Source organism: Psychroserpens sp. (genome assembly GCF_036960315.1).
Classification (GTDB): domain Bacteria; phylum Bacteroidota; class Bacteroidia; order Flavobacteriales; family Flavobacteriaceae; genus Psychroserpens.
In genome coordinates this window covers 89,892-116,366 of record NZ_JBALVR010000011.1, presented here as the reverse complement: position 1 = coordinate 116,366, position 26,475 = coordinate 89,892, and the positions used below count along the sequence as shown (strand labels likewise).

At 34.3% G+C, this 26,475-nt stretch carries 31 protein-coding genes and 1 tRNA gene; 17 read left to right on the top strand and 15 right to left on the bottom strand.

The window, feature by feature from the left end:
* Window positions 1-15 precede the first annotated feature (15 nt).
* Window positions 16-402 carry a Co2+/Mg2+ efflux protein ApaG gene (apaG, locus tag V7719_RS16215; RefSeq protein ID WP_335730992.1) on the bottom strand — a complete coding sequence of 129 codons (387 nt, stop codon included), beginning with the start codon at window positions 400-402 and terminating at the stop codon, window positions 16-18.
* A gap of 113 nt (window positions 403-515) precedes the next feature.
* Window positions 516-1,877, bottom strand: a complete 1,362-nt coding sequence (locus V7719_RS16210) for a pyridoxal phosphate-dependent decarboxylase family protein (protein ID WP_335730991.1) — start codon at window positions 1,875-1,877, stop codon at window positions 516-518.
* An 85-nt stretch (window positions 1,878-1,962) separates the two neighbouring features.
* On the opposite strand from V7719_RS16210, the gene V7719_RS16205 reads away from it, so the two are divergent.
* Complete coding sequence (locus V7719_RS16205) at window positions 1,963-2,493, top strand: cysteine dioxygenase (protein ID WP_335730990.1); 531 nt, start codon at window positions 1,963-1,965, stop codon at window positions 2,491-2,493.
* On the opposite strand, the gene V7719_RS16200 is transcribed toward V7719_RS16205, so the two are convergent.
* Window positions 2,490-3,743 (bottom strand): type IX secretion system plug protein, encoded by a 1,254-nt coding sequence (locus V7719_RS16200; RefSeq protein ID WP_335730989.1) that lies wholly within the window; start codon window positions 3,741-3,743, stop codon window positions 2,490-2,492. The genes V7719_RS16205 and V7719_RS16200 overlap by 4 nt on opposite strands.
* Before the next feature lie 258 nt (window positions 3,744-4,001).
* Between V7719_RS16200 and V7719_RS16195 the strand changes: the two genes are divergently transcribed.
* From V7719_RS16195 to nqrF, 6 genes are all read left to right on the top strand, one after another.
* On the top strand, window positions 4,002-5,351 hold the full coding sequence (locus V7719_RS16195) for a Na(+)-translocating NADH-quinone reductase subunit A (RefSeq protein WP_335730988.1): 1,350 nt from the start codon (window positions 4,002-4,004) through the stop codon (window positions 5,349-5,351).
* A 77-nt stretch (window positions 5,352-5,428) separates the two neighbouring features.
* Complete coding sequence (locus V7719_RS16190; RefSeq protein ID WP_335730987.1) at window positions 5,429-6,655, top strand: NADH:ubiquinone reductase (Na(+)-transporting) subunit B; 1,227 nt, start codon at window positions 5,429-5,431, stop codon at window positions 6,653-6,655.
* A gap of 2 nt (window positions 6,656-6,657) precedes the next feature.
* Window positions 6,658-7,407, top strand: a complete 750-nt coding sequence (locus V7719_RS16185; RefSeq protein ID WP_335730986.1) for a Na(+)-translocating NADH-quinone reductase subunit C — start codon at window positions 6,658-6,660, stop codon at window positions 7,405-7,407.
* Window positions 7,408-7,411: 4 nt separating this feature from the next.
* The gene (locus V7719_RS16180) at window positions 7,412-8,056 is read left to right on the top strand and encodes an NADH:ubiquinone reductase (Na(+)-transporting) subunit D (protein WP_335730985.1); all 645 of its coding nucleotides are present in this window, start codon (window positions 7,412-7,414) and stop codon (window positions 8,054-8,056) included.
* A 51-nt stretch (window positions 8,057-8,107) separates the two neighbouring features.
* The gene (nqrE, locus tag V7719_RS16175) at window positions 8,108-8,821 is read left to right on the top strand and encodes an NADH:ubiquinone reductase (Na(+)-transporting) subunit E (RefSeq protein ID WP_335730984.1); all 714 of its coding nucleotides are present in this window, start codon (window positions 8,108-8,110) and stop codon (window positions 8,819-8,821) included.
* 1 nt (window position 8,822) lies between these two features.
* A complete protein-coding gene (gene nqrF, locus V7719_RS16170; protein WP_335730983.1) occupies window positions 8,823-10,136 on the top strand; it encodes an NADH:ubiquinone reductase (Na(+)-transporting) subunit F in 1,314 nt (437 codons plus the stop codon).
* A gap of 134 nt (window positions 10,137-10,270) precedes the next feature.
* On the opposite strand, the gene V7719_RS16165 is transcribed toward nqrF, so the two are convergent.
* Genes V7719_RS16165 through V7719_RS16150 form a run of 4 tightly spaced genes read right to left on the bottom strand, consistent with a single transcriptional unit; the run spans window position 10,271 to window position 12,542 of the window.
* Entirely contained in the window at window positions 10,271-10,462 is a 192-nt protein-coding gene (locus tag V7719_RS16165) for a hypothetical protein (protein ID WP_335730982.1), read from the bottom strand.
* Window positions 10,463-10,490: 28 nt separating this feature from the next.
* The gene (locus tag V7719_RS16160) at window positions 10,491-10,625 is read right to left on the bottom strand and encodes a hypothetical protein (protein WP_335730981.1); all 135 of its coding nucleotides are present in this window, start codon (window positions 10,623-10,625) and stop codon (window positions 10,491-10,493) included.
* Between the two features lie 3 nt (window positions 10,626-10,628).
* On the bottom strand, window positions 10,629-11,030 hold the full coding sequence (locus V7719_RS16155) for a cupin domain-containing protein (RefSeq protein ID WP_335730980.1): 402 nt from the start codon (window positions 11,028-11,030) through the stop codon (window positions 10,629-10,631).
* 24 nt (window positions 11,031-11,054) lie between these two features.
* Window positions 11,055-12,542 carry a M28 family peptidase gene (locus V7719_RS16150; protein WP_335730979.1) on the bottom strand — a complete coding sequence of 496 codons (1,488 nt, stop codon included), beginning with the start codon at window positions 12,540-12,542 and terminating at the stop codon, window positions 11,055-11,057.
* A 180-nt stretch (window positions 12,543-12,722) separates the two neighbouring features.
* Between V7719_RS16150 and V7719_RS16145 the strand changes: the two genes are divergently transcribed.
* From V7719_RS16145 to V7719_RS16135, 3 genes are read left to right on the top strand one after another with little or no spacing between them, the layout of a single operon-like run.
* Window positions 12,723-13,589: a DUF4846 domain-containing protein gene (locus V7719_RS16145; protein ID WP_335730978.1), complete on the top strand. Its 867-nt coding sequence runs from the start codon at window positions 12,723-12,725 to the stop codon at window positions 13,587-13,589.
* Between the two features lie 20 nt (window positions 13,590-13,609).
* Window positions 13,610-13,987, top strand: coding sequence for a Na(+)-translocating NADH-quinone reductase subunit F (locus tag V7719_RS16140; RefSeq protein ID WP_335730977.1), 378 nt, complete (start codon window positions 13,610-13,612; stop codon window positions 13,985-13,987).
* On the top strand, window positions 13,988-14,992 hold the full coding sequence (locus tag V7719_RS16135; protein ID WP_335730976.1) for an FAD:protein FMN transferase: 1,005 nt from the start codon (window positions 13,988-13,990) through the stop codon (window positions 14,990-14,992). It begins immediately after the preceding gene.
* Window positions 14,993-15,084: 92 nt separating this feature from the next.
* Here the strand turns inward: V7719_RS16135 and V7719_RS16130 are convergent, their stop codons facing one another.
* The 3 genes from V7719_RS16130 to map are packed head-to-tail and all read right to left on the bottom strand — an operon-like array spanning window position 15,085 to window position 16,999.
* Entirely contained in the window at window positions 15,085-15,864 is a 780-nt protein-coding gene (locus V7719_RS16130; protein ID WP_335730975.1) for a class I SAM-dependent methyltransferase, read from the bottom strand.
* On the bottom strand, window positions 15,864-16,181 hold the full coding sequence (locus V7719_RS16125; protein WP_335730974.1) for a cupin domain-containing protein: 318 nt from the start codon (window positions 16,179-16,181) through the stop codon (window positions 15,864-15,866). Before V7719_RS16125 ends, V7719_RS16130 begins: the two co-directional genes overlap by 1 nt.
* Entirely contained in the window at window positions 16,181-16,999 is an 819-nt protein-coding gene (map, locus tag V7719_RS16120) for a type I methionyl aminopeptidase (protein WP_335730973.1), read from the bottom strand. Before map ends, V7719_RS16125 begins: the two co-directional genes overlap by 1 nt.
* A gap of 128 nt (window positions 17,000-17,127) precedes the next feature.
* Here map and V7719_RS16115 point away from each other — a divergent pair, with 128 nt between their 5' ends.
* The gene (locus tag V7719_RS16115; protein WP_335730972.1) at window positions 17,128-18,399 is read left to right on the top strand and encodes an acetyl-CoA hydrolase/transferase family protein; all 1,272 of its coding nucleotides are present in this window, start codon (window positions 17,128-17,130) and stop codon (window positions 18,397-18,399) included.
* Between the two features lie 3 nt (window positions 18,400-18,402).
* On the opposite strand, the gene V7719_RS16110 is transcribed toward V7719_RS16115, so the two are convergent.
* Together V7719_RS16110 and gpmI are read right to left on the bottom strand one after the other, a co-directional pair.
* Window positions 18,403-18,816 carry a BT0820 family HAD-type phosphatase gene (locus V7719_RS16110; protein ID WP_335730971.1) on the bottom strand — a complete coding sequence of 138 codons (414 nt, stop codon included), beginning with the start codon at window positions 18,814-18,816 and terminating at the stop codon, window positions 18,403-18,405.
* A gap of 46 nt (window positions 18,817-18,862) precedes the next feature.
* Complete coding sequence (gene gpmI / locus V7719_RS16105) at window positions 18,863-20,380, bottom strand: 2,3-bisphosphoglycerate-independent phosphoglycerate mutase (protein ID WP_335730970.1); 1,518 nt, start codon at window positions 20,378-20,380, stop codon at window positions 18,863-18,865.
* A gap of 266 nt (window positions 20,381-20,646) precedes the next feature.
* Between gpmI and V7719_RS16100 the strand changes: the two genes are divergently transcribed.
* Complete coding sequence (locus tag V7719_RS16100; protein ID WP_335730969.1) at window positions 20,647-21,030, top strand: ankyrin repeat domain-containing protein; 384 nt, start codon at window positions 20,647-20,649, stop codon at window positions 21,028-21,030.
* A gap of 59 nt (window positions 21,031-21,089) precedes the next feature.
* On the opposite strand, the gene V7719_RS16095 is transcribed toward V7719_RS16100, so the two are convergent.
* Together V7719_RS16095 and V7719_RS16090 are read right to left on the bottom strand one after the other, a co-directional pair.
* Window positions 21,090-21,860, bottom strand: coding sequence for a M48 family metalloprotease (locus tag V7719_RS16095; protein ID WP_335730968.1), 771 nt, complete (start codon window positions 21,858-21,860; stop codon window positions 21,090-21,092).
* Window positions 21,861-21,887: 27 nt separating this feature from the next.
* Window positions 21,888-22,622 (bottom strand): M15 family metallopeptidase, encoded by a 735-nt coding sequence (locus V7719_RS16090; protein WP_335730967.1) that lies wholly within the window; start codon window positions 22,620-22,622, stop codon window positions 21,888-21,890.
* A gap of 85 nt (window positions 22,623-22,707) precedes the next feature.
* On the opposite strand from V7719_RS16090, the gene V7719_RS16085 reads away from it, so the two are divergent.
* Both V7719_RS16085 and V7719_RS16080 read left to right on the top strand, forming a co-directional pair.
* Window positions 22,708-23,133 carry a GNAT family N-acetyltransferase gene (locus V7719_RS16085; RefSeq protein WP_335730966.1) on the top strand — a complete coding sequence of 142 codons (426 nt, stop codon included), beginning with the start codon at window positions 22,708-22,710 and terminating at the stop codon, window positions 23,131-23,133.
* A 46-nt stretch (window positions 23,134-23,179) separates the two neighbouring features.
* Window positions 23,180-23,252 (top strand) — tRNA-Gly (locus tag V7719_RS16080).
* A 32-nt stretch (window positions 23,253-23,284) separates the two neighbouring features.
* Here V7719_RS16080 and pepE read toward each other — a convergent pair.
* Window positions 23,285-23,992 (bottom strand): dipeptidase PepE, encoded by a 708-nt coding sequence (pepE, locus tag V7719_RS16075; RefSeq protein WP_335730965.1) that lies wholly within the window; start codon window positions 23,990-23,992, stop codon window positions 23,285-23,287.
* Between the two features lie 113 nt (window positions 23,993-24,105).
* On the opposite strand from pepE, the gene V7719_RS16070 reads away from it, so the two are divergent.
* From V7719_RS16070 to V7719_RS16060, 3 genes are read left to right on the top strand one after another with little or no spacing between them, the layout of a single operon-like run.
* Window positions 24,106-24,918, top strand: coding sequence for a carboxypeptidase-like regulatory domain-containing protein (locus tag V7719_RS16070; RefSeq protein WP_335730964.1), 813 nt, complete (start codon window positions 24,106-24,108; stop codon window positions 24,916-24,918).
* Window positions 24,905-25,672 (top strand): carboxypeptidase-like regulatory domain-containing protein, encoded by a 768-nt coding sequence (locus V7719_RS16065; protein WP_335730963.1) that lies wholly within the window; start codon window positions 24,905-24,907, stop codon window positions 25,670-25,672. The genes V7719_RS16070 and V7719_RS16065 overlap by 14 nt, the downstream gene beginning before the upstream one ends.
* Window positions 25,659-26,459: a carboxypeptidase-like regulatory domain-containing protein gene (locus V7719_RS16060; protein ID WP_335730962.1), complete on the top strand. Its 801-nt coding sequence runs from the start codon at window positions 25,659-25,661 to the stop codon at window positions 26,457-26,459. Before V7719_RS16065 ends, V7719_RS16060 begins: the two co-directional genes overlap by 14 nt.
* The last annotated feature ends 16 nt before the right edge of the window (window positions 26,460-26,475 follow it).

Here is a 26,475-nt window from a genome sequence, read left to right as displayed (position 1 = left end):
TAAATTGGTGTTGTCTTAGTTGAGTGCAAAAGGAGCACTTAATTTAAAAGTAGGAATGATAACTTTGAATTTATTGGTGTTGCTAAAGTTTACCATATTGTAGTGGCCTTGCATGGCTCCAAATGGAGATGTAAGTAAACAACCAGAATTGTAGGTGTGAGATTCACCAGGTTTTAAAACTGGTTTTTTTCCAATAACGCCTTCTCCTTCAATAATTTCTGCATTATTTAGAGCATCTAATACCCTCCAATATCTTGAATTTAACTGAACGGAGTCTTTGCTTTGGTTTTCGATAGTTACGTTATAGCCAAACGCGAAGTGCACTTTATAATTTTTATAAAATGTGCCTTCGAAAGAGGTTTCGACAGAAATTTTTATTCCACTTGTAACTTGTTGAACCATGAATTAATCCCAATAATAGCTAACAAAAGTAAGCAATTCCCCCTTAATTTAAAGACTTTTATGAAATTATGCAAAATTTTAACAATATGATAAATAACTATCGATAAAATGATTTAATTACCGGTTGAATTCACAAATTTTTCGATTGTATTAAAAAAGTTTAAGATGTCTTCCTCTTTTAGTAAGGTATTAATGGTCACCATTCTTACAAAATCCTGATTTTTAAAATTTCCGAAGCCAACCATAAGCATAGAATCTTGATATAACCCTGTACATAATGTTTTAGCTGAAATGTCTTTATAATTAAAACATATCGAAATAGAATCATCAAAACTATATAAGGTATAATCTGGATGGTTGTTTATATAATCACGAGCGACTTTTGCTAATTTAAATTGATGGTCAACAATAGTTTCTAAGCCATTTGTGCCAACAGATTTCCAAAGTGTCCAAAGTTTTAGAGCATCGTTTCTACGACCACATTGCAATGATGTTTTTCCTAGGTTGAAATCGTCATTATCGGTTTGATATAAATATTCGGCTTCATTAGAGAACGATTGATACAAGTTTTTTTTGTCTTTGGCAACAATAATAGAGCAGCTTAAAGGAGTTCCTAACATTTTATGAGCATTCACACTAAAGGAATCTGTTAATTCAATGCCATTTACCAAATGTTTATAGGTGTCGCTAAAAATAACAGCACCACAATAGGCACCATCCAAATGAAGCCATACATCATGTTTTTTACAAACTTTACTGATGCTTTTAACATCATCAAAAGCACCTAGAACTGTGGTTCCAGCAGTGGCATTCACGAAAAATGGTTGATAGCCTTGCGCAATATCTTTGGTTATTTGACGGTCTAAATCTTCAGCTAGCATTTCGCCTTTATCATTAGATTTAATAGCTCTTACTTGCTGTCTTCCAACACCAATAAATGATGCGTTTTTAGCAATAGAGTAATGTGAAACTTCCGAAGTATACAACGTCATTGTATTTGTAATACCTTCATTTCGTACAGATGGATTGTATTTGTCTCTTGCCATTAGTACTGCCATATAATTGCTCATTGAGCCGCCAGGAGCAAATGTGCCATCAGCAGATTGCGGATACCCAATGATATCACAAATTTTCTTGAGAATGGTTTTCTCAATTCCAACTTGTGGTCCAGCAACTTTATAGGTGTACATACTGTTATTAAGCATGACGGCTAAAAGGTCTCCAAGTGTGGCTTTGTCAATTCGGCCACCAAATAATTGATTAAAAAAAGAAGTAGATGCTGTTTTGGGTGTGCTTTTAATAATGCCTTTGAGAATGTGCTTAAAATCGGCATCAATAGTTCCATTATCATTGAGCTGAAGGTCTAATTTTTCATAAAGACTACTGGTCTCAATAGGAGTTGCAACAGGGTTGCTTTTTTCTTCGGAAATTAAAAATTCTACAAGTTCTGTAAATAGTTGGAGATCGTTTTGCATGTATTGGGCTTCTTTTTTTTTATTTTTGGCATTGTGTAAATTTATTCCTATTTTCTGGGAATATTATAAAAATCCATTATAACTATTGAAATCGCCTGATAATATTCAAAAACTAATAGCGCTTTTGTCGCAATCTTCAACTGAAGATTACAATGCCATACTTGAAAGTTTCGATTTTAGTTCTATAGACTTTAAGCCTTTTGAAAGTTGGTCTTCCAAAAAGTATACGAGAAACTGTTTGTATAGAGATGCGCATTTTGAACTCATCTTATTGTGTTGGGAACATGGTCAAGAAACTGCTATTCATGGTCATGATGGTGAAGATTGTTGGGTTTGTTTGTTGGAAGGAGAGATGGAAGAAGTGTTTTATAAATTGGATAGAGATAAGGATTTACTAGAAGTTGGTTCACATAAAATCTTACCGCAACAACTCACATTTATGAATGACAGAATAGGTTTTCATAAAATAGAGAACAGTAATAACGGAAAATCTATAAGCCTACATTTGTATGCCAAGCCCATTGAAAACTGTGTGTCTTTTGATGAAGTGTCCCAAAAATTTGTGGAGAGAGCACTAAGTTACGACACATTTAAGCAGCCGACACTCAAAGATTAATTTGAAATATCTACTGAAGTAGCTTCTCCAAATCCAATAAGTTGATCAAATCGAGCGCCTAAATCTCTGTAGTAAACCAAAACTTTGTAGTTGTTTTCGGTTTGCCAATAATCACCACTAATTCTGCCTTCATCAAGATTGCCTTTAGCATCGACCACAACATATTTGTAGTTGTAAAATCCTTGTTTAAGTTTAATAGTGCCTTCGTATTGGCGACCCTCGGTGTTAAAAGCGAGTAGATTTTGTTCTTCTAAGGTGTAGTTGTTGAAATTTCCGCAGACATAGACTTTACTGCCATCGGTAAGTTGTGGGTATCGTAATTTAAAATGAACATTAGTGTAATCGGCTTCGATGTCAGCATCATCAGTATCGATAGCTGTAATTTGAAAATTACCATTGATATCCGGATTGTAAGTATAGGGTTGATTGTAACGAGGTCCATCAGCAAATAAATAACTGTTATAAATATCTTTTAAATCAATAAACTGAACACCTACATTAGCACCTCTTACATCTTTAGTTTCAAAGAAACGGAATTCGTTACTTGCCCAAAACGAAGTTTCCTTAGTGTATCTGAAAATGAGTTCCTTTCCTATAGTATATTGAGGTTTTACATCGGTAATAGCAGTTTTTAGATTGTTATTTTGGATAATTAAAGTCTTAACCGTTTGTTTTGGATTATTTAAAACTAAGGCTCCAGAATTAATCACAATATCAACACTTTGTTTACTATCGATATACGATACATCTCTAGATCTTTTTAGCGCAACACCAACACCTAGCTGTTCTTTATAGATCATGAACTTTCTAGTAAAGACCACTTCTTGGTCTTCGTTATATATGGAAAGGATATAATTACCAGATTTTATCAAAGCACGAGTTTGCTGGTTTGGGATTTGTAAGTCATAATGCGAATAGAGCTGATAAGCATTAAATGAGTTTTGGTAATCGACAATTCTGTAGTTGTCAAACCCTCTCATATATTCCATTTTAACCAGATTAGATTTAGTCCAATCATAGTTATAGTGTTCTATAGTATAATAGAAATCTGGCTCATCGGTTGTGAGCACATCAAATTCTAAATGAAAAGCTTCACCTAAACGTATAATGGGTAATTGTCCTTGTGAAGATGTACGACTTCTAAAGGTGACGGTTTTTATGTAATCTGGCGGATTAACTTCTTCAACTTGGCTAAATCCTTGTGCAGAGATTAGGATGGCTAATAGAAAAAAATAGATGTTTTTAATCATTAATAGTAGTTTGATATGTAAATATAAACAAAATCTGTGCCTTAATATTGCCAGTTACTTATTGTTCTATAATCTGCACTTCGTGTTTTCTTGTCTTTTTTATCCTTTCTTTAAAATTGGATGTGATTTTTTATTTTTAACAGACACCTTATTTAGAATTATTAAAAATAACAAACTTAGATAACCTGACTATTTTATTACGTGGTAAATTTGTAAATTTGCACCGATTTTTAGACAACTAATTTCAATATAAAGCGTATGTCAAAAGACATTAAGATTAAAAAAGGTCTGGATATAAAACTTGTAGGCGAAGCTGATAAAACAGTTGAACAAGCCATTATAAGTAATTTCTGCACTATCAGACCTGAAGATTTTCACAGCGTTATTCCAAAACTAGTAGCAAAAGAAGGTGCTAAATTACAGGCAGGAGATGTTATCTTTTATGATAAGTCTAATGAAGATGTAAAGTACGTATCGCCAGTTTCTGGAACTGTGTTAGAAGTATTAAGAGGTCCGAAACGACGTATTGATGCCATTAAGATTCAAGCAGATAAAGAGCAATCTTATAAAGATTTTGGTAAGTTCAATACAAATTCTGATGCAGCAGCGACTAAAGCTCATTTATTAGCTTCAGGATGTTGGCCTTTTATCAAGCAAAGACCATATGATGTGATAGCAAATCCAGAGAAATCGCCTAAATCGATTTTTATCTCTGGTTATTCTACGGCACCTTTAGCAGCAAACTTAGATTTTGTACTTGCTGGCAAAGAAGTGGAGTTGCAAGCTGCAGTATCTGCTTTATCAAAATTGACTGAAGGTCAAGTTCATATTGGGGTTGGGTCTAACAACTCACCACTTGCAAATATGAGTGATGCTACGATTCATAACGTGTCCGGTCCACATCCAGCAGGAAATGTTGGTACGCATATCAATAAGATTGACCCTGTTAATAAAGGAGAAACCGTTTGGACAGTTAATGCACAAGACTTAGTGGTTATTGGAGAATTGTTGCTTACTGGAAAATTCAATGCCGAGCGTATTGTTGCTTTAGCAGGTTCTTCAGTAAAGAAACCAAGATATTTCAAAACTAAAATAGGAAGCGAAGTTGCTACTATGGTGTATGATAATGGTGTTGAGAAAGAGGGTAACGATCGTATTATCTCAGGAAATGTGCTATCAGGAAAACAAGTGAAGCCAGATGGAAGCTTAGGGTATTACGATACCTTAATTTCTGTGATTCCTGAAGGTGATGATTATGAATTCTTTGGTTGGAACAAACCGGTTTTTAATAAAGTTTCTACAACGAGAGCATTAACGTTTTCTTGGTTAACACCTAAGAAAAAATATAGCTTAAACACCAATACTAATGGTGAACATCGTGCCTTTGTAGTTACAGGTTCTTATGAAGAAGTATTTCCGTTGGATATTTATCCAATGCAAATTTTAAAAGCTTGTAAGTATCAAGATTTAGATGAAATGGAAGCTTTAGGAATGTACGAAGTTGCACCTGAAGATTTCGCGTTAACAGAATTTATATGTGTGTCTAAACAACCGCATCAAGATATTATTAGAAAAGGTTTAGACTTAATGCTTAAAGAAATTGGATAAATTATTTGTTTTACACAGTAAAGCGAAAAATGCAAAATAATTATTCATTGCACGAAGTAAAATGAAAAATACACAAGATGGGTTTAAAAAGTAGTTTACATAATTTTAAAGAAAAGAATAAAGACAAAAAATGGTTGCCAGCATTTTCTGCAATACATACGTTTTTATTCTTGCCTAATGAGACCACTCATAATGGGACTCACATAAAAGTAGCCGATGATTTAAAACGTACCATGAACATTGTGATTATGGCAATGGTACCATGTTTACTCTTCGGAATGTTTAATGCTGGATACCAACATCATCTGGCATTTGGAGAAATTCAACAAGCAACAGAAGGTTTCTTTAGTTCAACATTTTGGACGATGGATAACTTCATGGTTGGTTTTTGGAAAGTGATTCCGTTAGTCGTTGTGTCTTACGGTGTAGGTTTAGCAATTGAGATTTTATTTGCTATGAAAAATAGCCACGAAGTAGAAGAAGGCTACTTGGTAACAGGAATGTTAGTGCCTTTAATCGTGCCAATTGATACACCATTATGGATGCTTGCAGTAGCAGTAGCTTTTGGAGTTGTAATAGGAAAAGAAGTATTTGGAGGTACAGGAATGAATATCTTAAATCCTGCATTAACCATTAGAGCCTTTTTATTCTTCGCGTATCCAACATGGATGTCTGGTGATAAGGTTTGGGTTCAAGGTGCAGTAGAACGTGATCAATTAATTGCGGCTGGAGAAAACCTAGATGCTATTTCTGGTGAAACGATTCTGGGAAGTTTAGCACAAAATAAAGGCGCAGGTTATGAGGTCATGGATATGTTCTACGGATTAATTCCTGGCTCAGTTGGAGAGACCTCTACTTTAATTATTTTAATAGGAGCGGGTATACTAATTTTCACAAAAATTGGTAGCTGGAGAATCATGTTGTCTTCAGCAGTAGGGGCTTTAGCAATGGGATTAATTTTCAATTTTGCAGTAAGTTCTGAATGGATTACAGAAGGTAGTAAGTTCTATGGATTGATGAATACACCATTCTGGCATCACCTACTAATTGGTGGATTTGCTTTTGGTACAGTCTTTATGGCAACCGATCCAGTAACGGCTTCACAAACGAATAAAGGAAAATGGATCTACGGGTTTTTAGTTGGATTTATATCAATCATGATTCGTGTATTTAACCCAGCATATCCAGAAGGTGTAATGTTAGCTATTCTATTAATGAATGTTTTTGCACCAACGATTGATCACTATGTGGTTCAAGGAAATGTAAAGAAAAGAATGAAACGTCTAAAAGTTAAAACTGCTTAACGATGGAAAAGAGAACAGATAAAAATTCGTATACCATAATATTTGCTATTGTAATGGTATTGGTTGTAGGATCATTGTTGGCGTACTTGGCGTCTTCATTAAAGCCTACAATTACAGAGAACCAACGTTTAGAGAAACAACAAAATATTCTCTATGCTATGGGAATAAATGAAAACGAAGGTACTAGTGCAAACTTTATATCAACAGATGATGCGCCTGAGCTATTTAGTCAATATATCAAACAACAATTAGTTGTGAGTAAAGATGGACAAGCTGTAGAGAATGATAAGGCTTATTTAATTGACGTAAAAAAGGAGCAAGCCAAAGCTAAAAATGGCGAAGTAAGACAATTGCCATTGTTTGTTGGAGAAGATGAAAAGGGTAAGAAATATTACATCGCTCCAATTAGAGGAAAAGGGCTTTGGGATGCTATTTGGGCCTATGTTGCAATGGATGAAAACATGGTAGTTCAAGGTGCTTATTTTGATCATAAGGGAGAAACGCCTGGTTTGGGTGCAAACATTAAGCAACGTTTCTTTATGGATGATTTTATTGGTGAGCATTTAATGTCCAACGGAAAATTTAAAGGGATTAATGTTGCTAAAGGTAATGCAGACCCTAAGAACAATGATAAAACAGATAATGAGGTAGATGCGATTGCAGGAGCGACGATTACAGGTGATGGTGTTTCAGCAATGATTAGAAGTGATTTGAAGCTTTATGTACCTTATTTTAAAAACTTAAAACAATAACAGTATGGGCTTACTTTCAAAAAAAGACGCAGCTTTAATAAAAGATCCATTAGCAGATAATAACCCAATTACCATTCAGGTATTAGGTATTTGTTCTGCTTTAGCAATTACCGCAGAGCTTGAGGCATCTATTGTAATGTCAATATCTGTATTGTTTGTATTAGGTATTGGTAATGTTGTTATTTCTTTAATGCGAAATATTATTCCTTCAAAAATTAGAATTATCGTTCAACTTATTGTTGTGGCAACGTTAGTAATTATTGTGGATTTAGTTCTGAAAGCTTTTGCTTATGAACTGAGTAAAACACTATCCGTTTTCGTGGGATTAATTATTACCAACTGTATTATCATGGGACGTTTTGAAGCTTTTGCTTTAGGGAATAAACCTTGGCGTTCATTCTTAGATGGGATTGGTAATGCATTAGGATATGCTGTGATTCTAATTATAGTAGGATTCTTTAGAGAACTTTTAGGTTCAGGAACATTATTAGGTATTCCTGTATTAGGAGATCCAATTGAAAAAACTGGATTATACGAATTTGGATATGAGAATAACGGATTTATGTTATTATCGCCAATGGCATTAATAGTTGTTGGAATCATTATTTGGGTGCAGCGTAGTAGAAATAAAGACTTAATCGAAGACTAAAATTGAATTGTCATTCTGGATTTGATTCAGAATCTCATCAAAATATAGAATATGGAACATTTAGAATTATTTTTTAAATCAATATTTATAGATAACATGGTATTTGCAACATTCCTTGGGATGTGTTCTTATCTAGCGGTATCTAAAAAAGTATCTACAGCAGTAGGTCTTGGTGCAGCAGTAATATTCGTATTAGCAATCACGGTACCTTTAAACTGGTTATTAGATCAATATGTATTGCAGCCTGGAGCTCTGTCTTGGATGGGAGCAGAGTATGCAGATTATGATTTAAGTTTCTTATCATTCATCATGTTTATTGCTACCATAGCAACTATGGTTCAATTGGTAGAAATTGTTGTAGAGAAATTCTCTCCATCATTATATAACTCACTTGGTATTTTCTTACCATTAATTGCTGTGAACTGTGCGATCTTAGGTGGTTCATTGTTTATGCAATCTCGTGAAATTGAAACTTTAGGATTGGCAACAACTTATGGTATCGGTTCTGGTATTGGTTGGTTCTTAGCTATTTTAGCAATTGCTGCTATTCGAGAGAAAATTAGATATTCTAACGTTCCGCCAGCTCTAAGAGGATTGGGAATTACGTTTATCATTACAGGTCTTATGGCTATAGGGTTTATGAGCTTTGGTGGTATGTTAACTGGTGGTGATGAAGAGGTTGCAGAAGAGACAACAGTTGAGGTTAAAATAACACCAACTAAAGACAAAACAGAATTAGCTAACAACACTAAAATAGAAGAGTAGTATGATATTAGCAGCAGGGACATTAGGAACAGTCTTAGCAACAGTAGCAGCGTTTTTAATAGTAACATTGATACTAGTAAGCTTGTTATTATTTGTGAAACAAAAATTATCACCATCTGGTCCAGTAAAGATCATGATTAATGGTGAGCGTGAAATAGAAGTAGCATCTGGAAGTACATTATTAACCACGTTAAGTGCCGAAAAAATATTCTTACCATCAGCTTGTGGTGGCGGTGGAACATGTATTCAATGTGAGTGCCACGTTCTTTCTGGTGGTGGAGAAGCATTACCTACGGAAACACCGCATTTCAGTAGAAAAGAGTTAGCACATGGCGCACGTTTATCTTGCCAAGTAAAAGTGAAGCAGGATATGGAGATTACCATTCCTGAAGAAGTCTTCGGAATTAAAAAATGGGAAGCTACTGTAGTTTCAAATTATAATGTAGCTACGTTTATTAAAGAATTTGTAGTCGAAATTCCAGAAGACATGAATTATAAAGCTGGAGGATATATACAAATCGAAATTCCTAATTGTGAAATAAAGTTTTCGGATATGGATGTTTCTGCACATCCGGAAGATCATCCTGGAGAACCAGATAAATTTAAAGCAGATTGGGAGAAATTTGGTTTGTGGCCTTTAGTCATGAAAAACGAAGAACTGGTTGAAAGAGCCTATTCTATGGCTTCTTATCCTGCTGAAGGAAGAAAAATTATGCTTAATGTTCGTGTTGCAACTCCTCCTTTTGATCGTGCCAAAGGTGGTTGGATGGATGTTAATCCTGGTATTGCTTCATCTTATATTTTTAATCAAAAAGTGGGAGATAAAGTAATAATTTCAGGACCTTATGGAGAGTTCTTTATTAATGAGTCTGATTCAGAAATGTTGTATGTTGGTGGTGGTGCTGGAATGGCTCCAATGCGTTCGCATATATACGAATTATTTAGAACCTTAAAAACTGGGCGTAAAGTAACGTATTGGTATGGAGGACGTTCTAAAGCTGAATTATTTTACATACATTATTTTAGAGCTTTAGAAAAAGATTTTCCAAATTTCAAGTTCTTTATTGCATTATCAGATCCAACTGAAGCTGATAATTGGCAACTTAAAAAAGATGTTAACGATAATGAAGGTGATGGTTTTACTGGTTTTATTCATCAAGTGGTAATTGATCAATATTTATCTAAACATGAAGCACCAGAAGATATCGAATTATACTTCTGCGGACCTCCATTAATGAACCAAGCCGTTCAGAAAATGGGTGAAGATTATGGAATTGCAGATGAACACATTCGATTTGATGACTTTGGTGGATAAATCGCTAAGCGATATTTAATTATAAATGTCATCCCACACTTGATGTGGAGTCTATATAAAAGAAAAACCAACTCATAACGAGTTGGTTTTTTTATGTTATTTATTGAGAATGCTCATCTCATATGGCTTTTGGATTATCCCATTTTGCCATCACCATCTATATCTTGTGTGAGATGGGTTTCTAAAGCGACAAGTGTCTTCTTAAGAAGTGCTTTTGTATGGGCTAAATCTTCTTCCAAAATCTTTACACGTTCTTCTATGCTATTTGCTTGTTTTTGTTGTTTGTCAAGTTCGTCTTGCTGTAATAAGTCCCAAAAAATGCCCATATCTTATTTGTTTATTTGAAGAATTTAATCATGAATTATCAGGGTCAATATCAGATTCTTCTTTATCCTCTTTTTTTATTTTATTATAACCCGTCACCAATCGTACTCCTAATCTAGCAAAGAGTATAATGGCAATCACCATCACGATATCAAGTCCGTTCATGTTTTATTTGTATTCTATTATTAAAAAAATAGCTGTACTATCACCAATATTAAGGACTTCGTGCGTTGATATGTCATCTTTACTGAAACTGTATCCCGTTGGGACATTGACCTCTCTAGTTCCTGTAGTATCTTTTATTCTAAATCTACTTCCAACAAGCGTGTATCCAAAATGCGGATTGTGATAATGTTTCTCATGACCAACTCCAGGAGCGAATGTGCATCTCAAAACTCTCACCTTGTTATTATCCTCTACAACTTCACAAACGGCTTCATTATTCCAGCCTGCTTCTAAAGGGTCTGGTAAAGTGTTTTGGTTATTACAGCTAACTATTAGTAGGCAGGTGCATACATAAGTTACAATTTGAGTCTGTTTTAATGTTTTGTATTGAAAGAATTTAGTCATTGACAGCGCTTATTTTTTAATTGCTTAGTTCCCATAGAGTGCCTTTGCAGCTTCTTCATACTTATCACCAGGTGTCCAAACAGGTGTTTTTGGGTCGTTACCTATATGACGTCCAGACAAGACATAGGCTCTAAAAAACTTTAGTAAGTAATCGTAATCTAAAGTGTCAGCTTCATCTCCTGGTCTGTGGTAGTACTTAGTGACATCACCATTAAAAGCAGTAAACCCTAATGAAAACGTTGGTGCTGGAATGCCTTTTCTTGCAAAATGCACATTGTCACTTCGGTCAAATAAACCTTGCTCCGGTGCTGGGTCATCAATTGCCGTTATGCCAAAAGTAGTTGCGGCATCTTTAATGTGTTGCGCTGCTGTGGTTCGTGATAATCCAATAATTGTAGCTAAAGAGGTATCATTGTAACCAGCATTATCACTATTAAAACAATAGACCATTTGGTTTAGTGGAAGCACAGGATTTTCAACATAGAATTTACTACCCAAAAGCCCTTTTTCTTCACCAGTAAATAAAATAAATAACGCTGAACGTTTTGTTGGATATTTGGCCAAGTTCTCAGCCATACTCAAAACAGTTGTTGTTCCAATCGCATTGTCTCTTGCACCATTATAAATTGTGTCACCTGTTTCATCTGGTGTTCCAATGCCAACATGGTCGTAATGCGCTGAGTAAATAATAAACTCTTCTTTGAGTTTTGGATCTGTACCCTCAACCATGCCGATAACATTTTGAGACATCACAATTTCTTCTTTATTTTCGCTAATAGCAACTTTAGAGCTTATGCGTTTTGTTACACTTAAAGCTTCGGCCATTTTGTTGTCTTTATCTAATACCCAAACATGAGCCGTTTGATTGTTGTCACTCTTATCTTCTTCGTTTTCAGCGACCATTAATTTTGAGGAGTTAAAATTATGATCAATAAAACCCCACATGTTGTCATCTGCATTTAAAAGTTCTATAATAGCAGCTACACCGTTTGCTTGAGCTAGTTCTTGTTTTTTGCCACGTAAGCCAAAAGCTGCTCTTGTATCTTTTGCTTCTGAACTTCCTGCTTTAATAATAATAACCTTTCCCTTAAGGTCTTTTCCTTTATAATCATCTTCAAGTCCGTAATTTAAATAGACGGCATCACTATCTGTATTTACAGGAGATGGCGACACAAAAGCATAGTCCTTAATTTTCTGACCATTAATTTCTATAGTGACTTCATAAGGAGGTGATTCGCGTTTCAGTTTTACCTCTTGGTAATAGGTTCCTGTTTTAGGATTTGGTTTTACGCCATAGCGACGCAATGTATTTGCCAAATACGAAGCTGCTATTTTATTTTCGGGCGTTCCCGTTTCTCTACCTTTTAATAAGTCATCTGCTAAAAAATAGATATGCCCTTCAATAGTTCCTTTGCTTGTGGTTTCGATAACTTTTGCTTCTTCAGTTTGTGCCTGAAGCGATACAGTCAAAGTAAGAGCTAGTAGTGATAAGATTAGTTTAATTGATTTCATTGTATTGTTTTATGAGTTATTTATGAATTTAACTCCATGAAAGTAGAGTAATATTAGAAGTGGTTGGCTAATGATGTGCGTATAAATAAATTGATTATAATGTTACAAACAGCTAATGTTTAAATTTACACTTTTTTATTCACTGTATAACAAATCTTATGTTTTGACGTTCTGATACGTATGAAAAAAATAGTACTTACCCTATTAATTCTATCCTCGCTTGTAGTTTTGGCATTTCAGTTGAAGCCAGTAAAAAAAGTAGTTAATAGTGTCAGAGCAAGTGTTGAAGCGCCAAGTCTTATTAATAAAGACAGCTTGACAATAAAATCAAGAGTTAACGTGCCTGAAGGTTATAAACGCGTTGTTTACGAAGACGGAAGTTTTGCAGAGTACCTTCGGAATTACAAACTAAAACCTTTCGGAAAAAAAATCATAAACTACGACAATTCTGAATATTTCTGGCAAGGTGGTCATATAGGGATTTTAGAAGTTCCGGTTCCTAAAAATGGGTTACAGCAATGTGCAGATGCATTGATTAGAATACGAAGTGAATACCTATGGAAATATAATAGAAAAGATGAAATAGGCTTTAATTTCACTTCTGGTCACTACTGCTCATGGCAAAAATATGCAGAAGGCTATCGTCCAAAAATATCAGGCAATAAAGTAACTTTTAGTAGAACAGCAAGGACTAATCATTCGGAAGAAAACTTCTATAAATACCTGAACTTAATCTATATGTATTCAGGCACGTTATCACTTTTTAATGAACTTAAATCTATTGATGATAAAGATTTGAAAATTGGCGATATGCTTATCAAAGGCGGTTCTCCAGGACACATCGTTATGGTCTGTGATGCCGTAGTCAATGAGAAAGGCGAACAGTTGTTTTTGTTGTTTCAAGGGAATACACCAGCTCAAAGTGTGCATTTGGTGAAAAACCTCGAAGATTCTGAGATTTCACCTTGGTATCCACTTAAAAAAGATGCTGTTATTCCAGTCTCTAATTATACGTTTAGTAGTTCAAAGTTTGCAAGGTTTAAATAGCAAGTTCGTATCTTTGCACAATGAGTAAACCCTTAACAGCACAAGAACTTCATAACCTTGCCATGAATCATGTTGGAAAAGATTTAGAGCAACGTGGCTTCGAGTTTGTAGCGATTAACAGTAAATTAAAACGGCACCCTCAATTTGTGTGTATTGATAAAAAAAGTCAATATTTTTTTGTTATTGTTAGAGCTGTGAAGCTTCCTGAAAACCCTAATAATTATGATGTGATTTGGATGGAAACATTCAAAAAACATGCCTTTGAGAAAGATGCCAAAGTCTTATATGCAGGTGTTGGACTAGGAAATCCAAATGGGGAAGATTTACCAGTCTTTTTAGATGAAGAGTATCTTATAGAATATAATGGAATTCAAGTCATAGAAGCTAATCTTAATTAAATGAAACAACTCTCAATAGTATTAATCCTAATTGTTTTGTACTCGTGTAAAGAAGCACCTAAAAACGAAGTTTTAGAAATTGAAAACACAAAATTGTCAGGACCGGTTTTTGGAACAGCTTACTCAGCGATATATGATTCTGAAATTAATTATACCAAGCAATTTGATAGTTTATTTGCTGTAATGAATCAATCGATGTCGACTTATATTCCGGATTCAGATATTTCAAAATTAAATAGAAATGAAGATGTGATTTTAGATCAGCATTTTGCAAAAGTATTTTTAACTTCTATCGAAATTTTTAAAACTACCGAAGGCGCATTTGATCCAACAATTGGGAATGTCGTTAATGCATGGAGTTTTGGAGCGGATAAAAATAAAATTTTGACTGATAGTACAACCATTGATAGTTTGATGCGTTTTGTGGGCCTAGATAAAGTTTATCCAATTTACGATAAATCTGGTTTTAAATTAAATAAATCCAAAGGTACCTATCTAGAGTTTAATGCCATTGCCAAGGGTTATGGAGTTGACGTGATTGTAGAATTTCTTAAAAGTAAAGGTGTTGAGAATTGTCTCGTTGAAATAGGCGGAGAAATACGAGTTAGAGGTAAAAATATAGAGAAAGATACACCTTGGCGCGTTGGTTTGGATGAACCTCGTTTTGATGGTGGTCAATCCGTTTATAAAGCGATAAGTTTGAAAGATGAAGCTATGGCAACTTCTGGAACCTATAGAAAGTTTAAAACTGATAACAATGGAAATCGATATGCACATATCATTAATGCCAAAACAGGATATCCTACCAAAACCAATATTTTGAGTGTCTCTGTGATTACTGAAGATTGTATGACAGCAGATGCCTATGCGACTGCGTTTCAAGCTATGGGAATAGAGAAGGTTAAAACGTTTTTGAATTCATATCCAGAACTGAAGGTATTTATCATTTTCGAAAATGATACCAACGAAATTGAAACCTTAAACTTGAATAACTTCCCTGAATAATTTTTTGTGCCTTTTTAAAATATATAGTGTCTTATAAGTGCGATTAATCTTTACTATAAAAGTTGTTCTAAATATATGTAGTTCAGCTTTTTTTATTTGTAAACCACAGGAATAATTTCACCTTTAGCCAAACAGTATTTTTCAATATCTTCTTTGGAAAGATGGGCTGTGTAATCCACTTCATCTACTTTAAATCCGATACGGCGAAGTTTATCAAAATAGTCACGACCATACACACGAACATGATCATATTGCCCAAAGATTTTGGCGCGCTCTTTTCTGTCTGTAATCGTATCGTCTTCAAACGTAAATTCCCTTGAAAGATCTTGCGGGATTTGAAATATACCATAACCTCCAGGTTTTAAAACACGATACAATTCTTGCATAGCTTTAGTGTCCTCTGGTATATGTTCTAATACATGATTACACAAAATAACATCATAGCAATTGTCTTCAAAAGGGAGGTTACAGATGTCTGCTTTAACATCAGCAATAGGCGATTCTAAATCGGTTGTTGTGTAATCAATATGTTTCAGTTTTTTAAAACGTTTCAAAAAGCATTGTTCAGGAGCAAAATGAAGAATATTTTTTCTTTCAGTTGAAATTTCCGAAGAGAAAAAATCGGTTTCCGCCTTTAAGTACAACCATAATAATCTGTGACGTTCTAAACTTAGTGTCGATGGTGATAATACGTTGTTACGTTGATTCCCATAACCATAAGGTAAAAAGCTTCTAAAACCTGTACCGTCTATTGGATCTATAAATTTCTTACCTCTTAAAAAAAATGCCAGAATAGGACGAGCCACATAGCTCAACCTTATTAATATAGGTCTAGGAATGGTGTTTAATATTATTTTGAACAGTTTTTTCACTATTTATAATCTTCTCTTACAGGAGAAAACACATCTGTAATCTTACAAGCAGTTAGCGCTTTTCCTGAATGTTCAATATTAGAAGGTATAATAACTATCATGCCTGAAGAGTAAACCTTAGTGATGTTATCTATTGTCATTTGAAATTGACCTTCTGTAACTATCGAAATTTGTTCATGTATATGAGCGTGCAGATGTAATTCGGCTCCAGCTTCAACTTCCCAAAAAGCGGTTGTCGTATGTTCACTATGAATAAATCGTGCTTTAAAACCAGTTATGATTTCTCTTTGAGGAATATTTGAAATTTCAAAATCCATTATATTACAAATGCTTCTTTTCTAAATTCATCTTCTTCAGTAGACGTTATGCCAAGAGCTTCATGTACGTAGGCAAAGGTTGAAAGTATCTCAGGTTTACCATCTAAAATCGCAATATCGTGTTCAAAATGCACACTAGGTTTTTCGTCTTGAGTAACAATCGTCCAGCCGTCTTTGAGTTGCTTCACTTTGTGAGTTCCACCATTAATCATAGGCTCAATTGCAACGACCATGCCTTCAATAAATTTCTTTCCGCGACCTCTGCGACCATAGTTAGGCATTTCAGGATCTTCATGCATTTTGCGACCTAAGCCATGACCTACTAGCTCTCTAACAACACCATATCCATGAGCTTCACAATGTTGTTGAATGGCATAACCAACATCACCAACACGATTCCCAATTCTTAATTCTCGTATACCCACATACAATGATTCTTTAGTCACCTGAACCAATTTTTTGGTTTCTGGAGCAACGTCTCCAATTTCAAAAGTATAGGCATGATCTCCGTAAAAATCATTCATTAAGGCACCGCAATCTATAGAAACAATATCACCATCTTTAAGCGGAATATCTGTTGGTAAACCGTGAACTACGGCTTCATTAACACTACATAATAATGTTGACGGGCAATCATATAACCCCAAAAAGCCAGGTAAAGCACCTTGAGCTCTAATAAAATCTTCTGCTAGTTTGTCTAATTGCATTGTAGTAACACCTTCTTTAACTTCTTTGGCAAGCATGCCTAAAGTTTTTGAAACTACCAATGCACTTTGGCGCATTAACTCAATTTCTTCTCTTGTTTTAGCTATAATCATCTTTAAAAAAAATATGGGCAAAGATACTTAAAATTAAAATGTAATTCTTATTTGCTGAAATATGATATTTGACAGTTTTTATGTTTAAATTCTACTGTAATTTTGTGTCATAATAAAGCTAAAGAATCATGTATAAATCGGTAACCGCAGAAGAAGCAGTAAAAGTCATTTCATCAAATAATAGAGTTTATATTCAAGCTGCTGCAGCAGCGCCTCAAGCACTTATTAAAGCAATGACTTCAAGGCATGAAGAATTGAGAAATGTTGAGGTGTGTCAATTGCATACCGAAGGCGAAGCACCATATGCTAATCCAGAGCTAAGTGATAGTTTTCATGTGAATTCTTTTTTCATAGGAAAGAACGTAAGACATACTTTAAAAGCAGGGAATGGATCATATACACCCGTGTTTTTAAGTGAATTGCCATTATTATTTAAACGAAACATTATTGACTTAGATGTTACTTTAATACAAGTATCTGTTCCTGATAGACATGGTTACTGTTCTTTAGGTGTTTCGGTTGAAGCTACACTTGCGGCTATTGATAATGCTAAGTATGTAATCGCTCAAGTTAATAAGTACATGCCTAGAACACATGGTGCTGGAATTATCCATGTATCTGAAATCGATTACTTCGTAGAGTCTAACGAACCATTGCCAACCCATCATATTGCCGAACCAAATGAAATTGAAGACGAGATAGGTGGTTTAGTAGCCAATTTAATTGAAGACCGAAGTACCTTACAAATGGGAATTGGGAGTATTCCTAATGCTGTATTGTCTAGATTGACAAATCATAAAGATTTAGGTTTACATACTGAAATGTTTTCTGATGGTGTCATTGATTTAATTTTAAATGATGTCATCAATGGGAATTACAAAGGAATTAATCGCGGACGAGCATTAACCACATTTTTGATGGGTTCTAAACGTTTGTATGATTATGTTGATGATAATCCGTTTGTAGAAATGAGAGCTTCCAATTACACCAACGATGTCTCTATAATTAAACAAAACCCCAAAATGGTAGCAATAAATTCTGCGATAGAAGTGGATGTTACAGGTCAAGTGTGTGCAGACTCTATTGGTCCTCATATGTATTCAGGTGTTGGTGGTCAAATGGATTTTATAAGAGGTGCTTCATTAAGTGAAGGTGGTAAAGCAATTATTGCATTACCATCAACAACACGCAAAGGAATTAGTCGAATAGTTCCTTCTTTAAAACAAGGAGCAGGCGTAGTGACAACACGATCTCATGTGCATTATGTAGTCACAGAATATGGAGTGGCTAATTTGTATGGAAAGACAATTAAACAGCGTGTAAAAGCTTTGGTTGAGATTGCTCATCCCGATCATAGAGAACATATCGATAAAACCTATTTTGAGCTCATTGGAGGTTAGCGTTTATCGCTTTAAAAATGAAAAGAATCCTTTTTTTTGTGATGCCGATTTTATATTTGGTTCTTCATTAGTAATCATTTGGTATACTTCCCCCCAACCTAAAACTCCGCCAATATTTCTATCATCGATATAGATATCTGCGTAGATTTTTCTACTTACGGAGTTATCATATTTTTCTTCTGGAAAACTATGATTAACAGCATAGAACTTGATACCGTTATTTTCACAAAACGTTACAGCATCTTCTAATTTTTCACCACTTCTGTATGTCCAAAGAATAAGACGATGGCCATCTTGTTGTAATCGCTTCATGGTTTCAAATGCAAAAATACGAGCTTTACCAACTTTGGGATAGGCGTCTTCAACAATGGTGCCGTCAAAATCAATGGCAATGACTAGTTTATCTTGAAAATTCATTTGCTAATTTTTGTGATGTTTCAAAAATACAATTTTTCATAATCAATTAGACTAAAGGTTTTTGCGTCATAGCTTTTGGTTGCTCAATGCCCATAAGTTTTAATATGGTTGGAGCAATATCACCTAGAACACCATCTTTGATTACAGGTTTGTCTTTATCAATCAAAATCACTGGAACTGGATTCGTTGTATGTGCAGTATTTGGTGAACCGTCTGGATTAATCATGGTTTCACAATTCCCATGATCTGCAATGAGAATGGTAGAATAGTCATTATCTAAAGCGACTTCAATTACGGCTTTCACGCACTCATCAACAGCTTCACAGGCCTTAATAGCAGCTTCCATAACACCTGTATGGCCAACCATATCACCATTGGCAAAATTTAAACAGACAAAGTCAACATCTCCTTTTTTTAATTCAGTTATGAGTGCATCTGTTAATTCGTAAGCACTCATTTCTGGTTTTAAATCGTAGGTGGCTACTTTTGGTGAATTTCTTAAAATTCGGCTTTCACCTTTAAAAGGTTCTTCTTGTCCGCCAGAAAAGAAAAAGGTCACATGTGGATACTTTTCAGTTTCGGCAATTCTAATTTGTGTTTTGTTGTGTCGCTCTAAAACTTCACCTAAAGTTTCCGAAAGGTTGTCTTTATTAAAAACGACATTAATGCCTTTATAAGAGTCGTCATAATTGGTTAGAGTTACATAATGCAAATTGAGTTTGTGCATATTCTGCTCATGGAAATCATTTTGGGAAAGTGCTTCGGTTAATTCGCGACCACGATCGGTTCTAAAATTAAAGAATACAACCACATCTCCATCTTGTATTTTAGCAATAGGTTGATTGTTGTCATCGACCCTAATGATGGGTTGGATAAATTCATCAGTGACATTGTTGTGATAACTATTTTCAATAGATTCTGTCGCCGAATGTGATTGTTCTCCTATACCATTAACTAAAGCATCATAGGCTAATTTTATACGTTCCCAACGCTTATCTCTATCCATGGCGTAATATCTACCTGTTACAGAAGCCAATTTTGTATTCGTATTTTTAATATGGTTTTCCAAAGAAGTGATGAACCCTAATCCAGATTTAGGATCTACATCTCTACCATCTGTAAATCCATGGACATATGAGTTTTGTATTCCAAAATCATTTGCAAAATCAATTAATCCAAACAGATGATTAATATGAGAGTGCACGCCTCCATCACTAACTAAGCCTAGAAAATGAATAGGTTTATTATTGTTCTTTGCATAGTTGAATGCATCTATAAGTACTTGCTCATCTTTTAGCGTATTGTTTTTTACGGCTAAGTTTACTTTAACCAAATCTTGATATACGATTCTCCCCGCTCCTAAATTCATATGACCAACTTCACTATTACCCATTTGCCCTTCTGGCAATCCAACATGTAAACCATCGGTTCTTAAGGTAGCATCAGAATAGTTATGATATAGGGAGTCTATAAATGGCGTTTTAGCATTATCAATAGCAGAAACTTTTGGATCTGGAGACATACCCCAACCATCAAGAATCATTAAAATTACTTTTTTATTCATTTTCTCTGAGTTAGAAAACCAAAGATAAAAGTTTAATACTGTATATCATATAAATGACTTTGCAAAATATCAAAAATTAAGAGTGGATTAAAATAAGGTTTACTTAGTGTTAACACCGAGTTTTTATTTAAGATACTATTAACAGATTTGATCACAAACAGTTAAAAAAATGTTATTAAACATTTTTTTGTGTAACACTTTTAAAATTATGTCGTCTCTTTATTATAATCAAAAAACATAAATCAATTAATTTAAAATCTTTCATCATGAAAAAAACAGCAGTAATTATCGCAATCGCCTTAGGGTTTTCATTTACAACCTTAAATGCAACAAACAACATTGTAACATCATCAACTTACGAAACCGTAACCAAAAAAGTTGTTGACCCTTTTTGTATCTCTATTGTTAAAGGAGATATTGATACCGTTAAGAAACTTATTGGCTTAGGTCAAGATGTCAACAGAAAATCGAATGGTTTAACACCTGCGATGTATGCAGCAAAATATAACAGACTTGATATTTTAAAACTTCTTGTAGAAAAAGGAGCGAAATTAAATTTGAAGTCAGCTAAGGGAATGACTGCACAAAAGTATGCAGAGTTGTCTAATGCGATAGATGCACTAGCCTTTATTAAAGAGCTAGATTCTTAATAAATAATGTCTTGGAGAAGACCAATTATTTGAGTTAGTTAGTTAGAAAAACGCGTCATTTATGACGCGTTTTTGTGTTTTTCAATAGATTCTCTAATTTTTTCTTTTCTATTTTCTGGATCTGGATGTGTGCTCATTCTTTCAGGAACACGATTTGGTCCAGCGGCCGCTTTTAAGATTTCCATCACACCAATCATTTCCTCAGGATCATAACCTGCTTTTAGCATAAAAAGCACTCCTAGATCATCACTTTCTAATTCATCATCTCTGCCATTTGTTAATAACGTTTGTTGACCAATACCACTTACCAAACCACCAACGTCACCTCCAACAGATCCTGCTGTAACAAGTCCTTGCCAGTACTCGCTTTCTGCAATACGTTCAGCACTGTGACGACCAAGAACATGACCAATTTCGTGACCAAGAACTCCTGCGAGTTGATCTTCATTTTCTAGTTTAGAGAAAAGGCCATAGGTGATAAAAACTTGCCCGCCAGGCAATGCAAATGCGTTAATAGTGTTTGGGTCTGCAAGCAAATGAAATTCATATTTATAAGGTGTTTCTCTAGCAATACTATTATTGACTAATGAATTACCAACATTGTCTACTATAGCTTGGTATTGATTATCTGGATGGAATCCTCCATGTTGCTGTGCCATTTGTGGTGCACTAGCTAAACCAATCTGGATTTCTTCACTTGAAGTCATAGAAATGGTCTGCATACGCCCAGTATATGGATTTTCTTCACGTTGACTACAGCGTTTTATAACAAAAAAGAGCGCTATAACAACACCGATTAGTAATCTTACTTTAAAATTTCTTCCTCTCATGATATTAAATTCTTAATGTCAATAAATTTACAAAAGTTCTGAATTTATATCTAAAATATTATCGTTTAGGTAGTTAGTAATGAATTCCTCTGAAAAATGCTCAGACCCCATTAATTGCTCTGAAATGATAATAGTTCTTAAATCTAGTTTTTGATACTGCTCTAAATAGGTTTTTGAAAGCGGTTTGTAGCTATAATGCCATGGTTCATATTTGAAACCTTTTCTGCTTTCCTTGTTAGTGTATACTAGATAGAAACCAAATGCGTTGGCATATTCATCCATCCAAGTCTTAAATTTCGAAAAACAACCGTCACCTTCAAAATGACTCGGACTCAAAACATGACTTGGTTGTGCCACATTTGCGTCAATGAGGTCTAAATCTGTTGCCCAATGATGACGTGATGTACCAGGAATTGTCGAATATTTAATAATTTTTTTAATACTTTCTTTTGGACTTAAGCCCTTGTTGGTGTTTTGTTTATACTTACGTTCCCAAATCCTGTTTTGGTGAGCAAAGCTTCTATAACTAGACACAACTTGAATACGAATGTCACTTTTTAAGGCTTCGGCGGATAATTTTAAAAACGCATCACTAGCTTCCTTTCTCAATATGTAACCATTTCCGAATACTTCAGGAGTTCCTTTTCCAATGAGTTCCTTGTAAGATATACTATGAGAAGAATCCTGAAACGCTAACTCAGGAAATACAGATAGTCCTAGGCTAACAAGTGAAGATGTTTTTAAAAAAAGGCGTCTGTTCATTGTATTTTAGTTATTACATAATACGTGCCAACATTTACTTCTCAAACTTAACCAAAATAATTATCTTCACTTCAAAATTCATACAATGTCATTTCAGTTTAAACTCCTAGAACCCTCAAAGATTAATTCGATTATTCCGTTAATACAGAAATTGACAGAACATAAATTTTCCGAAGCTATTTTAAAAGAACGTTTTGCTGAAATGGTGACTCAAAATTACGAGTGTGCCGTGGTTTATGATGATGAAACGTTAATTGGGGTTTCAGGTATGTGGTTTTGTACACGGCATTATGCAGGGAAAACTGTTGAGATTGACCATGTGTATATTGATGATGAGTATCGCAACAGAGGTCTAGGGAAACAGTTTTTAAATTGGATTTATGACTATTTAAAAACCAAAGACTGTAATATCGTTGAGCTTAATACTTATGTGCAGAATTATCCGTCACATAAGTTTTACTACAATGAAGGTTTTGAAATTTTAGGATATCACTTCCTTAAAAAATTATAAATTTCCATTTCAATAAAAAAAGATACTTTATCTTTGCATGTAGAATGCGAGAGTAGCTCAGTTGGTAGAGCGTCAGCCTTCCAAGCTGAATGTCGCCGGTTCGAACCCGGTCTCTCGCTCTCATAGCTTTGTCTTAATCGATGAAGCTTTTTTATTTTAATGCACTTAAGTCAGCTCCAGTACTAACCTCATAAGGAGCTTTATCATATTTAAAAATACGAGCATCAAGAGTTCCTTTTAAAACAATAGAATCTCCATTTACTTCCAGCCAACTTCCTTCTCGAATACCAATAACAGGTTGCGTATTGAATTTATGAAACTCTTGGATACGCGTTTCTCTTGTCTCTCCCATATGCTTGCTATTAGGATCTGGATCCAGATAGTGCGGATTAATATTGAAAGGCACAAAACCAAAGGTTTTAAAACTTGGAGGATACACAATAGGCATATCATTGGTTGTATTTACCGTGAGACCACAAATATTACTTCCAGCACTTGTGCCAAGATAAGGTGTTCCGTTTTTTATGGCAGTTTTTACGACATCAATGAGATTGTTTTTGTAGAGTTGGTTCACTAAAACAAAGGTGTTTCCTCCCCCTGTAAATATTCCTTTTGCTTGTGAGATTGCATCTCTTGGATTATCAAATTCGTGAATTCCAACGACAGTCTTGTTTATTTTTTGAAATACGGTTTTGATTCTTGAAGTATATTCATCATGAGTTATTCCACTAGGTCTAGCGTAGGGAATAAATAAGATTTCTGAAGTATTTTTAAAAAATATTTCTAATTCCTCTAACAAGTAATCTAGAGGTTCTCCTTCATGTATTGTTGATGTACTGGCTATAATAATTTTTTTCATTGGTCGTAATTTATTGTAAATTTAAGGATAAGTATAATTTAACAAAAGTTTAGATAGGCTTTATTAATAAATTAAGGTTTCAAATCATTTCTTTACTAAACAAAATATCAACTATGAAAAAACTACTACTCTTATGCATAGCCTTTTTTTCTTTATTGTCAGCTTCACAAGATATAAAGCGTGTAAAGGTTGATGGAAAAATCATTGTAGAAGGTGATGATGTAGAAGGTATCACGGTATTTAATACCTCTTCTAACAAAGGTGTGATTACTAATGAAAATGGAGAATTTGCCATAGAAGCCACCGTAAACGATTTTATCGAGTTTAGAGCGCTGCAATACCAAAATTTTGATTTACAGGTAAGTGAAGCCATTATAAAATCTAAGCGAATACGTGTTTTTTTGATTGAAGAAATCAATAAACTTGATGAGGTTTTAGTTCTAACCAAAGGACTTGAGGGGGAATTGAAAACCGACATAAATTCAGTAAAAACCTTTAACCCAAAGCTAGATGCTTTGTACTTCGGAATTAAGAAAAGCGACGAATATGTGTTTGCAGATGATAATCGCTCTAAAGCGATTAACGAATCCATGCATTCCCAATCCCAAACTATGGTCAACGGTTTGGATATTGTAAATGTTGTCGATCAATTGCTACTTCCCTTATTTAGAAGTAAAGTAAAAGATAAAAAGGCAGCTGGAATTCCAGATGTTCCTGTGAGTTCTGTTAAATATTATTTTGGGTCAGAGTTTATTATCGACAATTTCAAAATACCAGAACATCGCGTTGAAGAGTTTATTCAGTATGTAGAAGAAGATAAGAATTTTGATTTTTCTTTATTAAACTATGGAAATGAATTAGAGTTTTTGGAAGTTCTTTATGAAAAAAGTCAGGAATTCCTAAAGGTCAAGAGTGATAAAGATTAAATTTTTATTATTTTTTTTCCTTGTGCTTTTTTCTTCGGAAGCATTAGCACAAACTCAAGAAATTACAGGTAGAATTGTCGCAAAAGGTGATTTGGTTGGAATTCATATCATCAATAAAACAGCGAGTAGGTTTACGATTACCAATGATAAAGGTGTGTTTGTCATTCCTGCAAAACAGAATGATACGATTATGGTTTCAGGAATTCAATATGAACCAAAAGAGTTTGTAGTTTCAGATATCATCATGCAAACCAAAGAAGTTACGGTTAATCTTGAAGACCAAATAAACGTACTTGATCAGGTTGTCGTCGGAAAAGTATTGACAGGTTATTTAATGTCTGATATCGAAAATAGCGAGGTTAAAAGAGATGTTAATTTTTACGATGTAGGCATACCAGGGTATACTGGACCAAGAATGACGCAAAGTGAAAGACGTGTTTATGAAGCTAAAAGTGGTGGAGGTTTAATTCCGTTAAACCCTTTGGTTAATTGGATTTCAGGACGAACAAAACGTCTAAAAGAACAAGTAAAACGTGATGAACTTAACTTAGCTACAGATGAAGCTATGGCAAAGTATTCTAAGCTTCTTTTTGAGAAAGATTCATTAAATCTCACTAAACAAAGGGAATTTTTTTATTTTAGTTCTTACGATTCTAAGTTTTTGCCATTGAGTAAATCTAATAAAGAATTCGAAATGCTTGAGTTTTTAAAAGAAAAGCTCAAAGAATTTAAATTACAAATTGAAGAAGATTAGACCTATATTATATATAACCGTAGCAATATTTAATTGTTGGATTTGTAATGCCCAATCAATTGACTTAAAAGGAAAAGTTACAGCAAGTTCAGATTTGGGAAGCATACACATACTCAATATCACTGCGCAAAAATTCACCATTACTAACGACAATGGCGAGTTTGAAATTCCTGCAAAACTCAACGATACTATTTTTATTTCCAGTATTCAATATACGCCTCAAAAGATTGTGGTTTCTAAAACCAATTTAGCAATGAAATTTATATCTGTTTCACTTACCGATCGTGTCAACGAATTAGATGAGGTTGTCGTTGGAAAGGTATTAACAGGTGATTTAATGTCTGATATCGAAAATAGCGATGCCAAGCGGGATATCAATTTCTACGATGTTGGTATCCCTGGTTACACTGGTAAACCGAAAACTCAAAGGGAGCGTAAACTCTATGATGCAGATGCTGGTAGATCGATAGTTATTGCACCTTTATATGTTGGGATTAATATTCATAAAATCTTGAATAAAATTTCGGGACGCACTAAGAAATTAAAGCAAGCAGTTAAGCTAGAAAAACAAGACAAATGCATACAAAAAGTGATCTTTGAATTTTCAAATATGCTTTTTGTCGACTACGAGATTGAAGAGCACTTAAAAACCGAGTTTTTTTATTATGTAGCCGAAGACCCAAACTTTCCAACACTTTGTATAGACTACAACAGTTTTAGAATCTATGAGTTTTTACTCCAAAAATTATATCTCTACACAGATAATGAAGAGCCAACAAAAAATTAGGACTTAACAGTAGATT

Coding starts and splice junctions, on each gene's coding strand:
- V7719_RS16070 (WP_335730964.1), top strand. CDS start 24,106: ATGAAAAAACTACTACTCTTATGCATAGCCTTTTTTTCTTTATTGTCA.
- V7719_RS16110 (WP_335730971.1), bottom strand. CDS start 18,816: ATGAATTTTCAAGATAAACTAGTCATTGCCATTGATTTTGACGGCACC.
- V7719_RS16115 (WP_335730972.1), top strand. CDS start 17,128: ATGTATAAATCGGTAACCGCAGAAGAAGCAGTAAAAGTCATTTCATCA.
- gpmI (WP_335730970.1), bottom strand. CDS start 20,380: ATGAATAAAAAAGTAATTTTAATGATTCTTGATGGTTGGGGTATGTCT.
- nqrE (WP_335730984.1), top strand. CDS start 8,108: ATGGAACATTTAGAATTATTTTTTAAATCAATATTTATAGATAACATG.
- V7719_RS16200 (WP_335730989.1), bottom strand. CDS start 3,743: ATGATTAAAAACATCTATTTTTTTCTATTAGCCATCCTAATCTCTGCA.
- V7719_RS16095 (WP_335730968.1), bottom strand. CDS start 21,860: ATGAGAGGAAGAAATTTTAAAGTAAGATTACTAATCGGTGTTGTTATA.
- V7719_RS16195 (WP_335730988.1), top strand. CDS start 4,002: ATGTCAAAAGACATTAAGATTAAAAAAGGTCTGGATATAAAACTTGTA.
- V7719_RS16135 (WP_335730976.1), top strand. CDS start 13,988: ATGAAACAACTCTCAATAGTATTAATCCTAATTGTTTTGTACTCGTGT.
- V7719_RS16210 (WP_335730991.1), bottom strand. CDS start 1,877: ATGCAAAACGATCTCCAACTATTTACAGAACTTGTAGAATTTTTAATT.
- V7719_RS16180 (WP_335730985.1), top strand. CDS start 7,412: ATGGGCTTACTTTCAAAAAAAGACGCAGCTTTAATAAAAGATCCATTA.
- V7719_RS16150 (WP_335730979.1), bottom strand. CDS start 12,542: ATGAAATCAATTAAACTAATCTTATCACTACTAGCTCTTACTTTGACT.
- V7719_RS16085 (WP_335730966.1), top strand. CDS start 22,708: ATGTCATTTCAGTTTAAACTCCTAGAACCCTCAAAGATTAATTCGATT.
- V7719_RS16090 (WP_335730967.1), bottom strand. CDS start 22,622: ATGAACAGACGCCTTTTTTTAAAAACATCTTCACTTGTTAGCCTAGGA.
- V7719_RS16125 (WP_335730974.1), bottom strand. CDS start 16,181: ATGGATTTTGAAATTTCAAATATTCCTCAAAGAGAAATCATAACTGGT.
- V7719_RS16140 (WP_335730977.1), top strand. CDS start 13,610: ATGAGTAAACCCTTAACAGCACAAGAACTTCATAACCTTGCCATGAAT.
- apaG (WP_335730992.1), bottom strand. CDS start 402: ATGGTTCAACAAGTTACAAGTGGAATAAAAATTTCTGTCGAAACCTCT.
- V7719_RS16165 (WP_335730982.1), bottom strand. CDS start 10,462: ATGGGCATTTTTTGGGACTTATTACAGCAAGACGAACTTGACAAACAA.
- V7719_RS16100 (WP_335730969.1), top strand. CDS start 20,647: ATGAAAAAAACAGCAGTAATTATCGCAATCGCCTTAGGGTTTTCATTT.
- V7719_RS16190 (WP_335730987.1), top strand. CDS start 5,429: ATGGGTTTAAAAAGTAGTTTACATAATTTTAAAGAAAAGAATAAAGAC.
- V7719_RS16145 (WP_335730978.1), top strand. CDS start 12,723: ATGAAAAAAATAGTACTTACCCTATTAATTCTATCCTCGCTTGTAGTT.
- V7719_RS16155 (WP_335730980.1), bottom strand. CDS start 11,030: ATGACTAAATTCTTTCAATACAAAACATTAAAACAGACTCAAATTGTA.
- map (WP_335730973.1), bottom strand. CDS start 16,999: ATGATTATAGCTAAAACAAGAGAAGAAATTGAGTTAATGCGCCAAAGT.
- pepE (WP_335730965.1), bottom strand. CDS start 23,992: ATGAAAAAAATTATTATAGCCAGTACATCAACAATACATGAAGGAGAA.
- V7719_RS16185 (WP_335730986.1), top strand. CDS start 6,658: ATGGAAAAGAGAACAGATAAAAATTCGTATACCATAATATTTGCTATT.
- nqrF (WP_335730983.1), top strand. CDS start 8,823: ATGATATTAGCAGCAGGGACATTAGGAACAGTCTTAGCAACAGTAGCA.
- V7719_RS16160 (WP_335730981.1), bottom strand. CDS start 10,625: ATGAACGGACTTGATATCGTGATGGTGATTGCCATTATACTCTTTGCT.